Source organism: Aquimonas voraii (assembly GCF_900101825.1).
Taxonomy (GTDB): Bacteria; Pseudomonadota; Gammaproteobacteria; order Xanthomonadales; family Xanthomonadaceae; genus Aquimonas; species Aquimonas voraii.
Genome location: NZ_FNAG01000004.1, coordinates 48,721 through 62,128 on the forward strand (window position 1 = coordinate 48,721; position 13,408 = coordinate 62,128).

The 13,408-nt window shown below is 71.2% G+C and carries 6 protein-coding genes; all 6 read left to right on the forward strand.

The genetic code is table 11. From position 1 onward, the window contains the following. Positions 1–188 precede the first annotated feature (188 nt). The 6 genes from BLP83_RS09010 to BLP83_RS09035 all read left to right on the forward strand — a co-directional run bounded on the left by BLP83_RS09010 (position 189) and on the right by BLP83_RS09035 (position 13,309). A complete protein-coding gene (locus tag BLP83_RS09010) occupies positions 189–953 on the forward strand; it encodes an ABC transporter ATP-binding protein (protein WP_091241613.1) in 765 nt (254 codons plus the stop codon). 4 nt (positions 954–957) lie between these two features. Then, a complete protein-coding gene (locus BLP83_RS09015) occupies positions 958–3,396 on the forward strand; it encodes an ABC transporter permease (protein ID WP_218121230.1) in 2,439 nt (812 codons plus the stop codon). Positions 3,397–3,473: 77 nt separating this feature from the next. After that, complete coding sequence (locus BLP83_RS09020) at positions 3,474–5,900, forward strand: ABC transporter permease (RefSeq protein WP_091241619.1); 2,427 nt, start codon at positions 3,474–3,476, stop codon at positions 5,898–5,900. A 25-nt stretch (positions 5,901–5,925) separates the two neighbouring features. Further along, on the forward strand, positions 5,926–8,391 hold the full coding sequence (locus BLP83_RS09025; protein WP_143006625.1) for an ABC transporter permease: 2,466 nt from the start codon (positions 5,926–5,928) through the stop codon (positions 8,389–8,391). Positions 8,392–8,393: 2 nt separating this feature from the next. Next, positions 8,394–10,793 (forward strand): ABC transporter permease, encoded by a 2,400-nt coding sequence (locus BLP83_RS09030; protein WP_091241623.1) that lies wholly within the window; start codon positions 8,394–8,396, stop codon positions 10,791–10,793. Positions 10,794–10,885: 92 nt separating this feature from the next. Then, complete coding sequence (locus BLP83_RS09035) at positions 10,886–13,309, forward strand: ADOP family duplicated permease (protein ID WP_091241625.1); 2,424 nt, start codon at positions 10,886–10,888, stop codon at positions 13,307–13,309. Positions 13,310–13,408: the final 99 nt, after the last annotated feature.

Genomic DNA, 13,408 nt, shown 5'->3' on the forward strand with positions numbered 1-13,408 from the left:
CGCAAGAGCGCGCAGCGTTGAGACTGAGGCGAGGAGCGAGGGCTGCAGAGTTGGGGTTCAAGAAGCGCATGGCGGTCCGGGCTCTTCAACGAATCCCGAATCCCCAATCCCTAATCCCGGCTTGAGCAGGGCCAGCAGGCCAAGCGACCACCACCACACATCGACACACCAAATACGGAAGCCCAGCAATGACCACCCAAACGGCCCTGCTCAAGCTCGAAGACATCGCCAAGGTCTTCTACACGGACGAAGTCGAGACCCACGCGCTGTCGGGCGTGCACTTCAACATCCAGCGCGGCGAATACGTCTCGATTTCCGGGCCTTCGGGCTGCGGCAAGTCGACCCTGCTGTCGATTCTGGGCCTGCTGGATACGCCGACCTCGGGGGTGTACGACCTGAACGGTGTGCCGGTGCAGGACATCAGCGCATCCGAGCGCGCGCGCATCCGCAACAAGGAAATCGGCTTCATCTTCCAGGCCTTCAACCTGATCGGTGACCTGTCGGTGTTCGAGAACGTCGAGCTGCCGCTGACCTACCGCGACGGCGTGTCCAAGGCCGAGCGCCGCGACCGCGTGCAACATGCGCTCGAACGCGTCGGCATGGCGCATCGCCTGAAGCACTATCCGGCCCAGCTGTCGGGGGGTCAGCAGCAGCGCGTGGCGGTCGCGCGTGCGCTGGTCGGCCAGCCCTCGCTGCTGCTCGCCGACGAGCCCACCGGCAACCTCGACAGCAAGAACGGCGAGGCGGTGATGGCCCTGCTGGACGAGCTGCACCAGTCGGGCTCGACCATCTGCATGGTCACCCACGACGCCCGCTATGCCGACTTTGCCCAGCGCAAGATCTGCATGTTCGACGGCCGCATCGTCGACGAGGACACCCTGCATCGCCTGCGTCGCGAAGAAGAGGACCGCCTCGATGCGCAGATCCAGCGCTCGCGCACTGCGAGGGCCTGAGGCCATGGCATCGGTGCTGGCGGAGATGCTGCGACAGCTGCCCGGCGCCTTCGGGCTGGCCGCGCGGCGCATGCTGCGGCGTCCGCTGGCGGCGCTGCCCTCGGTGGCCGTGATCGCCTTGACGACGCTGGGCCTGGGCCTGGTGCTGAGCCTCGTCCAGGGCGTGCTGCTGCGTCCCTTGCCCTACGCGCAGCCCGAGCAGCTGGTCCAGGTCGGGTGGCAGAGCCACCCCGATCAGCGCAACCCGATGAACCTCAACGAAGCCGCGGCCCTGTTCCTGCGCGGACAGGACGTCCTGTTCGCGGCCCAGAGCCTGTACAGCGAGGCCGGCATGCAGGTGGCCATCGGCCGCGGCGAAGCGGCGCACACAGCGCCGGCGGTGCGTGCCGATGCGGGCTTTCTGGCAACGCTCGGCGTGGCGCCGCAGCGCGGTCGCGCGCCCAGCGCGCAGGAGAACGCGGCGGGCCTACCGCAGGCGCTGGTGTCGCAGGCGCTCTGGCAGCGGCACTTCGGTGCGGTCGATGCCTTCGCGCCGAGCCGCATCGATATCGAAGGCGTGCCGCATGAGGTCCTGGGCGTGCTGCCGGCGAGCTTCAGTTTCGACCCGCCGGTGGATCTGGTCCTGCCCTGGCAGGCGGGTGGCGCCGGCGCGCAGGGCCACAACGTCAGCGTGATTGCGCGACTCAAGGCCGGCGCCGATCTCGATTCGACCCAGGCCCTGCTCGACGCCCGCGCGGCCGACGCGATCGCCGGCTTTGGCGGGGCCTCCAGCCCAGGCGTCGCGCCGCGCATGCGGCTGACCGATCTCAAGGCCGCGGTGGTGGGTGAAGCCGGCGACCTGCTGCTGCCGCTGGCCGCGGCGGTGGCGCTGCTGGCGCTGATGGCCGCCTTCAATCTGGCCAATCTGCAGATCGCCGGCCTGCTGGCGCGTCGTGCCGAGTCGGCGGTTCGCGGCGCACTCGGTGCGCAGCGCTGGATGCTGTGGTTGCCGCCCGTCGCCGAATCCGCGCTGCAGCTCGCTCTGGGCTTCGCGTTTGGCGTCGCGGGGGCGTACTGGCTGTTGCCGCAGCTGTTGGCCTGGCTGCCGGTGGACCTGCCCCGCGTGGCTGGCCTTGGGCTCGACTTCGCCAGCTTTGTCTGGATGGGTCTCAGCGCCCTGCTGATGCTCGGCCTGAGCCTGCTGATCGCGATGTTGGGGGAGCGCATCAGCGCGCAGGCCCTGCGCGGGCAGGGCCGCGGCAGTCGGCGTCTGGGCCTGCAGCCGCTGCTGGTCAGCGCGCAGGTGGCGCTGTCGGCCGTGCTGCTGGCCGGCTGCCTGATGGCGATCGGCAGCCTGGATCGGCTGCTGGGCGAAGATGCCGGCTTCAGCGTCGACGGCGTGCACGTGGTGGAGCTGGTGCTGCCCGAGGCCGAGTTCGGAAACCCCTCGACCGCAGCCGAGCGCACTGCGCGCTATCTCGACGGGCTGGCCGAGGCCCTGTCCAGCGTGCCGGGCGTGCAGGCGGTTGCCAGCACCAGCAGTCCGCCCTTGAGTCGGGGTCTGAACAATTTCGTCATCGCCCGCGGCACGCCGGCCGGCGAGGCCGGCGCCAGCGTGGAGCTGCGTATCGTCTCCCCGGGGTATCTGGATGCGCTGGGCGCGCAGCTGATGGCCGGGCGCGATTTCAGCCGCGGCGATGCCGCCGACACCCCCAAGGTGGCGATCGTCAACCGCAGCTATGCCGAGGCCTTCCTGCCACGCGGCGGCGAGATCGGTGCGCGGCTCGACATGGGCGGCGTCGAGTACGAAGTGGTCGGGATCAGCGCCGACCTGCGCGAGCAGAGCCTGCGCGAGGCCGCGCTGCCGACCGTGCTGCTGGCGCAGGCACAGATGGATCCAGGCCTGCAGGCAGCGGTGAACCGCTGGTTCGGCGCGCGTCTGCTGGTCAAGGGCGCGGAGGCCGCTGCCCTTGAGCCCGCCCTGCGCGCGGCCCTGAGGCAGGTGCCCGGCGATGCGGTGCTGCAGCGCCTGCGTCCGCTGTCCGACCTGCAGGCCGCGGCGCTGGCGAACGAGCGCCTGGTTTCGGCCCTGCTGGGCGGCTTCGCCGGGCTGGCGCTGAGCCTCGCCGCGCTCGGCCTGTACGCCCTGCTCGAACACCTGCGCCAGCAGCGCGAGCGCGAGCTGGCGGTTCGACTGGCGCTGGGCGCGCGCGCCGGCCAGAACGCTCAGCTGCTGCTCGGCGGCAACCTGAAACTCACGGCGCTGGGGCTTGCGGCGGGCGCGCTCGGCGCCTGGGCGCTGGCGCGCGGCATCGCGCACCTGCTCTACGGCGGTGATGGGGTGGTGGCGCAGAGCATCGGCGGCGCCTTGCTGGCGGTGTTGTTGCTGTCGCTGATGGCGGCGCTGATCCCCCTGCGCGCAACGCTCCGGCTCGCGCCAGCGAATGCGCTGCGCAGCGACTGATCGGCGAGCGCAGCAAGAAGAGTTCAAGGAGGCGACATGCAAGGACGCACTTATTCAACCCGCCGGGAGGCCCAGCCATGACCCTGCTGAGCGAGATCCGCCAGAGCTTGCGCAGCCTGCTGCGCCAGCCCGGCTTTCTGTTCACCGCCGTACTCACCCTGGCGCTCGGCGTGGGTGCGGTCACTGCGGTCTCCAGCGTGGTCTACGGCGTGCTGCTGAAGCCCCTGCCGTATCCGCAAGCCGAACGCATCGTCGAGGTACTGCGCGTGCAGGAAAACTATGGCGGCCCGGTCTCGCGGCCGCTGTATTTCGACTGGCGCGAGGCCACGCGCGGGCAGTTCGAGGCGCTGGCGGCGACCAGCGGAGGCATCAGCACCCTGCGCGTCGGCGATGCCGCCGAGCGTCGCACCAGCTATCGGGTCAGCCCCGAGTTCTGGACGGTGCTGGGCCTGTCGCCGCTGCTCGGCCGCTGGTTCGGTCAGGCCGAGGAAGACAGCGGCGAAAAGGTCGTCGTGCTCTCGCATGCCCTGTGGCAGCAGCGCTTCGCGGGGCGCAGCGATGTGATCGGTGAGCGCGTCGAGTTGAACGGCGAGGCCTGGACCGTGATCGGCGTGGCGCCTGAGGCTTTGCGCCTGCCCGAGGGCGCCGAGCTCTACCTGCCCACGCATCTGCCGCTGAGCGGGGCCGAGCGTGGCACCAGCTACCTGCGCCTGCTGGGGCGCTACGCCGAAGGCGTCACGCCCGTGCAGGCTCAGGCCGCGCTCGATGCGGTCAACGCGCGTCTGGCCGAGGCGTATCCGAGTGAGCACGCCAAACTCGACACGCGACTGCAGCCGCTGCGCGACGGCCTTGGCGCACACCTGCAGGACCCGCTCTGGAGCCTGTTCGTGGCCTCGCTGCTGGTGCTGCTGATCGCCTGCGCCAATCTCGCCAACCTGCTGCTGGCGCGCGCCACGCAGCGCAGTGCCGAGTACGCGGTGCGCGCGGCGCTGGGCGCGGCGCGCGGCCGCCTGCTGCGTGCCGCGCTGGTCGAAGCGCTGCTGATCGGTGTGCTCGGTGCGCTCGGCGGCGCGCTGATCGCCGCTGCGGGTGTGCCTCTGCTGCTGGCCGGCGCGCCGGACCTGCTGCCGGCCCAGGTCGAGGTCAGCGTGGATCTGCGCGTGCTGTCTGCGAGCCTTGCGCTGAGCCTCGGCACGCTGCTGCTGTTCGCCCTGCTGCCGGCGCGCCGCGCCGCCAGCGTCGCGCCTGCGGGCAGCCTGGGCGAGGCCGGGCGCGGACCCGCGGCCGCGCGCCACGGCGGCCGCGCGCGGCGTCTTCTGGTGGTTGCGGAAGTGGCGCTGGCGCTCACCTTGCTCGCCGGCGCCGGCCTGATGATCGAAAGCCTGCGTCGTCTGGGCGATGTCGATACCGGCGTGCAGGCCGAGGGCGTGCTCACCGCCAGTCTGGTGCTGAGCGTGCCGCCCGGCCCCGACGGCGAGGGCTGGGAGGACACCTACCGTCGCCACACCCAGTTCATCGCACCCAAGCTCGACGCCGTGCTGGCTGCGGTCAAGGGGCTGCCGGGCGTGGAGGCGGTCGGCCTCAGTGATTCGCTGCCGCTGTCGGCGCTCGACAACTTCAGTTCCAGCGTGCGGGTGATCGGCAGCGCGCCGGTCGAGGGTCAGGAGCCCGGCGCCAACTGGCGCTTCGTCAACCCGGACTTCTTCGCCGCGGTCGGCCTCATGATCGAGCAGGGGCGCGGCCTGCAGGACAGCGACGCGCGTGCCGGCGAGATGCCGGGCAATGTGCTGGTCAACCGCAGCTTCGCCCGGCGCTTCATGGGCGAGGGCAATCCGGTCGGCCGCCAGATCGAGTTCCTCGGCGGGCCCAAGACCGTCGTTGGCGTGGTCGCCGATACCCGCCACTTCGGCGCCGATCGCGAGCCGCCGCCCGAGGTCTACATGCACCACCACCAGGCGGTGCAGGAGCAGTTCTTCCTGGCGCTCCGCGTGCGCGGTGAACCCATGGCTCTGGCCGAGCCGCTGCGTCGCGCCCTGCAGACGCTCGACCCGGCCATGCCGGTGTCGGCGATTCGCCCCTTCGCGGCGCTGGCCGAGGATCTGAACCAGCTGCGCGTCTTCCGGCTGCGCCTGATGACGATCTTCAGCGCCGTCGCCCTCAGCCTCGCGGCGATCGGCCTCTACGGGGTGATCAGCTACGGCGTGCAGCAGCGACGCCAGGAGCTCGGCATCCGCATGTCGCTGGGCGCGGATGCGCGGCGCCTGCTCGGCCTGCTGCTGCGCCAGGGCCTGGGCTTGCTGCTGATCGGGCTGGCCTTGGGCGTGGTCGGTGCGCTGCTGCTGGGGCGCAGCTTGAGCGCCCAGCTGTTCGGCGTCGACGCCTTCGAGCCGGTGGTGCTGCTGGTGGTCGCCTGCGTTCTCGGCGCGACCGGTGTCGCGGCCTGTCTCATTCCCAGCCTGCGTGCGGTGCGCGCGGACCCCGTGCAAAGCCTGCGCGGCGCCTGAGGGCACCCATGAAAAGGAGAGCGACATGATCGGATCCCTGCTGCAGGACCTGCGCTACAGCCTTCGCGGCCTGCTGGCGCGACCGCTGTTCCTGGGCATCGCGGTGCTCACGCTCGGCCTGGGGATCGGCGCCAACACCGCGATCTTCTCGGTGATGCACGGTCTGCTGCTGCGGCCCCTGCCCTACGCCGACGGCGAGCGTCTGGTCGAGGTGTTCAACCGCTACCCGAACATGAACCTCGACTACGCCGGCACCTCGATCCCCGACTATCTGGATCGGCGCGAGCAGGCGCCCTCGATCGAGGACATGGCGCTCTACACCAACGTCAGCTTCGGGCTCAGCAGCAGCGCCGGCACGCCCGAGCGCCTCAGCGCGCTGAAGGCCACGCCCAGCCTGTTCAGCACGCTGGGCACGCAGGCGGCGGTGGGGCAGGTGTTCACTGAGGCGCATGCCGAACCGGGCAGCGACAGGGTGGCGGTGCTGTCCTGGAACCTCTGGCGCAACCGCTTCAACGCCGACCCTGAGCTGATCGGCCGCGAGATCCGTCTGAACGGCGAAAATTTCCGCGTGCTCGGGGTGATGCCGCAGGGCTTCGGCTTCCCCAACCGCAACGTGCAGCTGTGGGTGCCCTTTGCCTTCAGCGAGCAGCAGCGCAGCGACCTCGAGCGCGGCACCGAGTACTCGGCGAGCATCGCGCGCCTGAAGCCCGGCGCCAGCGTCGAGGGGCTTGCCGCCGAGATCGACACCATCATCGCCCGCAACGCCGATCGTCTGGCCTCGGCAGGCCAGCAGGGCGCCGACTTCGCCGCGTTCCTGCGCGCCGGCAACTTCAAGGGCGGCGCGCGCAGCCTGCGCGACCAGCAGGTGGGCGAGGCGCGTGAGGTGCTCGCCATCCTGCAGGCGGCGGTTGCCATGGTGCTGCTGATCGCCTGCGCCAATCTGGCCAACCTGATGCTCATCCGGCTGCACGGACGCCGCAAGGAGCTGACCCTGCGCAGTGCGCTCGGCGCGGGCCGCGGGCGTCTGGCCCTGCAGGTGCTGGGCGAGGCCCTGCTGCTGGCCCTGTTCGGCGGGCTGGCCGGTCTGGCGGTCGCCACCGCTGCGGTCGAACTGATGCCGGCGCTCGGCATCCAGCCCAACTCTGCCGATTACGACATCCGGCTCGATACCGAGGTGGTGCTGTTCGGCATCGGTATCAGCCTGCTGGCCGCGCTCCTGGCAAGCGCGCTGCCGTTGTTCAGCCTGCTGCGCATGGACATCGGCGAAACCCTGAAGGAAGGCGGCCGCTCGGGCGCGGGCGGACGCCGTGCGGCGCTGTCGCGGCAGGGGCTGGTGGTCGTGCAGATGGCGCTGGCGACCACCCTGCTGATCGGTGCGGGCCTGCTGCTGCGCAGCTTCCAGGCGCTGTCCGAGCAGAGCCCGGGCTTCGAGTCGAGTGGGCTGCTGACCGCGCGCGTCGACCTGGATGCGCCACGCCATGCCGAGGCCGACGTGCGCGCCCGCTTCATCGACGAGGCGCTGGCCAGGCTGCGCGCATTGCCCGGCGTGGAGCAGGCAGCGTTCACCTCGAACCTGCCCTTCAGCAACAGCAACTCCTCGGGCTCGTACAGCATCGTCGGGCGCGACACCGCCGAGGGCGAGCCCAACCCGCATGGCCTGCAGCGACAGGTGGCCGGCGACTACTTCGAGGCGCTGCGGATTCCGCTGCTGGCCGGTCGCTATCTGAGCGAGGCCGACAGCGCGGAGTCCGAGCGGGTGGTGGTGATCGACGAGATCCTCGCCAACAAGTACTTCGACGGCCGCGACGCGATCGGCCAGCAGCTGCGGCGCGGCGGCAGCGAGGTGCCCCCCGCGACCATCGTCGGCGTGGTCGGTAGCGTCACGCATCAGCAGCTGGCCACGACCGGCAGCAAGGAAACCCTGTACTGGCCGACCCGCCAGGCCACGCCGCCGTTCGGCAGCTTCGTGCTGCGCTCGGCGCTGCCGGCCGAGCAGCTGGTCCCGCAGGTGCGCGAGGCCCTGCGCGCGGTCGATCCCGAGCAGCCGGTCTATGACATCCGCAGCCTGGATGAGCGCATCGCGATCTCGCTGGACCAGCAGCGCGCGCCCATGCTGCTGCTCGGCGCCTTCGCCGCGGTGTCGATGCTCTTGGCCGCGCTCGGCATCTACGGCGTGCTGGCCTACGCGGTCAGCCAGCGCACTGGTGAGCTCGGCGTGCGCATGGCGATCGGCGCCAGCGCGCAGGAGCTGCTGCGCATGGTGATGGGGCAGGGCGCGCGGCTGGTGGCGGTCGGTCTCGGTCTCGGCCTGCTCGGTGCCGGCCTGTTCGGCTACGCCGCGCGCAGCCAGCTGTTCGGCGTCAGTGCCGGCGACCCGCTGACCTACGTCGGGGTCTGCGGCTTCCTCGCCGCGGTGGCGCTGGCCGCCTGCTACCTGCCCGCGCGCCGCGCCGCGCGGACCGATCCGATGGTGGCGCTGAGGTACGAATAGTCATGAGCCGCCTTGCCAAGATGGGGTACGAACTTGCGGGAGTCCTGCGCGGTCTCGTGCGTGCGCCCGGTTTCAGTCTGGTCGCCGTGTGGATGCTGGGCACCGGGATCGGGCTGAGCGTTGCCATGTTCAGTGCCCTGCAGGGCATGCTGCTGAGCAGCCTGCCGCTGCGCGAGGGCGCCTCCGTGGTCGTGCTGCAGGCCCACAACCGGGCTCAAGGGATCGATTCGGCGCCGTTCACCGCCGAGGAGGCCGAGGCGCTCTCGGCGGGCGTGCCGGGCTTCGAGCGAATTGCCTACTACTGGTGGTACAGCGTCGGCGTGTTCGACGGCGAGGCCGCGCGAGATCTCACCACGCACATGGTGGGCCCGGGCTACTTCGATGCGCTGGGCGTCGAACCGGTGCTCGGTCGTCTGCCCAGCGACGAGGACATCCGGCAGGATCGGCCGGTCGCGCTGCTGTCCTACGCCGAATGGCAGCGCCGGTTTGGCGGCTCGACCGAGGCTCTGGGGCAGCGTCTTGATGTCATCGACGAGGCACCCCTGGAGGTCATTGGGGTGCTGCCCGCGGACATCGGCGTGTTCGCAGGCGATACCGCGCTGTGGCGACCGCTGTCGCCGCGCTTTCTCCCCGAGGGTGAGCCGCGACGCAACGTGCGTGCCCTCATGCTGCTCGGCCGCCTGCTGGGTTCGACGACGACGCAGCAGGCGGACGCTGCGCTGGCCGCGCGCATGGCGGCACTTGCACGCAGCGCGCATGAAACCGAGTGGTCCGCGTCGACGCGCAGCCTGCTCGATCAACTGGTCGGCGATCTGCGTGGCGCCCTGTGGGGCGCATTCGCCCTGGCCCTGCTGGTGCTGCTGATTGGCGCCAGCAATCTGGCCCTGATGCTGGATGCGCGGCGCAGCGCCCGCCTGCGCGAGCACGCCGTCAGGCTCGCCCTGGGCGCGAGCCCGTCGCAGCTCTGGCGCGCCGGGCTCATTGAGCTGGTTACGCTTTCCACGGCGGCGGTCGCGGTGGGCGTGCTGTTGGCAGCTGCGGTCATCGGACTGCTGCGGTCCGTCGCAGAAGCCAGCCTGGCGCGCTCGGAGCAGATCCAGCTGGACTCGGGCGCACTGCTGTTCGCGACGGTCCTCGGACTGTTGCTGCCTGGCCTTGTGGTGATGGCGGGCGCGGTGCGTGGGCGCGCGCTCGAGGCGGGGGCGGTGCGCGGCGCGGGACGCGGCCTGCTGGCTCCGGCCGGCGCCCAGCGTTGGCTACCGACCGTGGCGGTCGCCCTGGCCACCGTCAGCCTGGTGAGCGCCCTCGGTCTTGCCAACGGCCTGTGGCGCCTGCAGCGGATCGAGCCCGGCTACCAGACCGAGCGCGTGCACGTGCTGCAGATCTTCCGCGTGGGCCAGGAGGCTTTCGTGCCCTTCGCCGAGCGGATGCTCGAAGCGCTGGCGGCCGTTCCGGGGGTCGAGCAGGTGGCGCTGTCCAGCGCCGTGCCGCTGTCCAACATCGGCAGTGCCCAGGCCGAACTGCGGCCGGCGGGCCGCAGCGATGCCGCAGCGCTGCAGGCGGGTGTCCGGCGCGTCTCGGCCGGCTATCGGAATCTGCTGGACATTCCCCTGCTGGGCGGTCGCGATTTCAGCCCGGAGGATCGTCGCGGATCGGCGCCCGTGATTCTGCTGAGCGCGACCGCCGCACGCCGCCTGTTCGCGACCGAGAACGCGGTAGGCCGCCAGGTCGAACTGCCGGATGGGCAGGGCGGATGGCTGCGTCACGAAGTGGTGGGTGTGGTCGCCGACATACGCAACGAGGGCGTGCGCAACGCGCCGGCACCCGAAGTGCTGGTGCCGTTCGCGCAATCGCCGCGGATGGGCATGAGCTTTCTCGTGCGCAGTCGCAGCGGTGGGTCCGAGATCGATGCGCAGGTCCGCGCCGCTCTGCAGGCGCTGGACCCCCGTCAGCCGGTGACGGACCAGTTCCTGCTGCAGGAACGGCTGGCGGATCAGCTGCAGCCAGCGCGCGTGTTCTCCGCCACCGTGGGGCTGTTCGCCGTGCTCGCTCTGCTGCTCGCGGCCGCGGGCGTCTACGCCGTGGCCTCGCTGCAGCAGCGGCGCCGCCTGCCCGAGTACGGCCTGCGCCTGGCGGTCGGCGCCCGGCCCGCCCAACTGGCAGGTCGGGCGCTTGGCGAAGGTCTGGTGATCTGCCTGGTCGGCGTGCTGGTCGGGGCCGTCGCGAGCACCCTCGGATTTCACCTGGCCGAGCTGGACGCCCTCGGAATACAGGCCGGACTTCCGCTGGATGCCTTGGCCGTCGGCGCAGTTCTGATGGTGCTCGTGGCCCTGGCGGCGAGCGCTGCTCCCGCGCTGCGGGCCGCGCGCACGCCGCCGACCGAAGTGCTGCGACATGTTTAGGCCGCGCGCCGGGCGCGTGCGAACGGTGGGACTTTATGGCCCGCGAGGCCGGCGCACCTCTCGCTGCAGGCTGAGGTCCGGCTTGGAGCTGCATGGAAAAGGAGATTCGCATGCTGATGCTTGAACTGAACAACGCCGCCCGCCGCCTGCTGCGCCGGCCCACCCAGAGTGCGCTGGTGGTGGGCGTGCTCGGCCTTGGGCTCGGCGCCTTCCTGTTCCTGCTGTCGGTGGTCAATGGCCTGTTGATCCGGCCGCTGCCCTTTCCCGAGGCCGATCGCCTGGTGGCCATGGGCGAGCGCCGCGACAGCGGGGTGGGCGGCATCCATGCCAACGACTACCTGCGCCTGCGCGATGAGCTGCGCAGCTTCGAGCGCATGGGCATGTACGACGAGGCCACCGCCAACATCAGCCGCGGCGGCAGCAGTCTGCCGCAGCGCTACGACGGCGCCCAGATGAGCATCGAGGCGCAGCAGCTGGTGGGCGTGCAGCCGATCCTCGGCCGGGGTTTCATCGCCGCCGATGACCAGCCCGGCGCGCCCGCCGTACTGCTGCTCGGCGAGCGCGTCTGGCGCGAGGACTTCGGCGCCGATCCAGCGGTGGTCGGCCGCGTGCTCAAACTCAACGGCGAAGCCGCCACGGTGGTCGGGGTATTGCCGGAGAGCTTCCGATTTCCCTTCATCGCCGAGGTGTGGATGCCGCGCCGCCTGCGCAGCGACGACCCCTACGGTGGGCAGGTGATCGCCAAGCTCGCCGAGGGCGTGTCGCTCAGCCAGGCGCGCGTCGAGTTCGACACCGTGGTCGAGCGGCTGGGGCCGGCGCTGATGGCGCACCGCGACCAGCGGCCCTTGAGCCTGAAGCCGCTGGTGCTGCGCTTCGTCAACGAGAACACCCGCGGCATCGTCGGCATGATCTTCGTGCCCGGCGCGCTGGTGCTGCTGCTGGCCTGCCTCAATGCCGCCAACCTGCGCCTCGGCCATGCACTCGCGCGCCAGCAGGAGCTGGCCGTGCGCGGCGCGCTCGGCGCCAGCCGCGGTCGTCTGCTTCGCGAACTGCTGGCCGAGAGCGTGCTGCTCGCGCTGGCGGCAACCGCCGTCGGCCTGGTCATCGCCGATGCCGCCGGGCGCTGGCTGCTTGCCGTGTTCATCGCCAACGAAGATGCGCCGGCCTATTTCGTCAACTTCGGCATCGACCTGCGCATGTTCGGCTTCGCCCTGCTGGCGGCGCTGGTGACCGCGCTGGCTTCGGGCCTGTGGCCGGCGCTGCGGGCCTCCAGGCTCGACCTGCAGCAGGGCCTGCGCGCGGGCGGCCGCAGCGGCGCCGATGCCGGCGCGGGCCGCGCCGTGCGCGCCTTGGTCGTGGCCGAGATCGCGCTGACCGTGCTGCTGCTGGTCGGCGCCGGCACCTTCCTGCGCGGGCTGGAGCGGACTTTCGCCTTCGACTTCGGCACCGCCACGCCGCCCACCGAAGTGCTGACCGGCCGCCTTGGCCTGCGCGATGCGCGCTATGCCGACGCGCCCGCGAAGCAGCTCTTCTACCAGTCCCTGGTCGAGGACCTCGAAGCCCAGCCCGGCGTGCGCGCGGCCTCGGTCTCCTCGGCCCTGCCAGGCACCATGGCCGGCGCCACGGAAACCATCGGCGCCGCGGGCCAGGCAGAGCCCAACGGCGGCTGGCCGCAGGCGCTGGCGGCGCATGTCGATCCCGGCTTTGCCGAGGTCTATGGGCTGGAACTGCTCGAAGGGCGCCTGCTCGACGCGCGCGACACCGCCGACAGCGCGCGCGTGGTGGTGGTCGATGCGCGACTCGCCCAGGAACTGTGGCCCGCTGGCACTGCGCTGGGCCAGACCCTGTGGGTGAATCCGCAGCGCGCCGAGCCCGAGGCCTACACCGTGGTCGGCGTGATCGCGAGCCTGCATCTGGAAGACGCGGATGACCCGGTGCAGCCGACCCTGCTGGCGCCACTGGCCCAGCACCCGCGCGAGTTCGTGACCGTGGCGATCCGCACCGAGGGCGATGCGCTCGACTTCGCCCCGCTGCTGGCCGAGCGCGTGCGCCAGCTCGATGCCGACCTGCCGGTCTACTGGCTGCGGACCCAGCAGCGCGCCATCGAGATGGGCCGCATCGGCCCGGTGATCCTGAGCCAGATGTTCACCGCGATCGGCCTGCTCGGCCTGGTGCTGGCGGCCACCGGTCTCTACGGCGTGCTGGCCCAGGCGGTGCTGGCGCGCTCGCGCGAGATCGGCATCCGCCGCGCGATTGGCGCCGACGCGCGCAGTGTGCTGCGTCTGGTCGGCGGTGGCGTCGGCCTGCAGCTGACGATTGGTCTGTCGATCGGCCTGGCCCTGGCCCTGCCCTGGTCGGGCATGCTCGCCAGCGAGAACTTCCACACGCGCAGCGCCGAGCCGGCGGTGTTCATCGCGGCCCTGCTGGTGGTGCTGCTGGCCGCTGTTGCGGCCTTCGCCGGCCCCTTGCTGCGCGCGCTGCGGATCGATCCGATGCAGGCCTTGAGGCAGGACTAGGCATGGGGGGCGCGCTTTACGCAGAAGAAGCGCCGTTGAGGCGAGTGATGCGTGTGCGGCAGGAAGCGGTGTGCGCCGCCCGCCGCAAGGTTTCTCCCC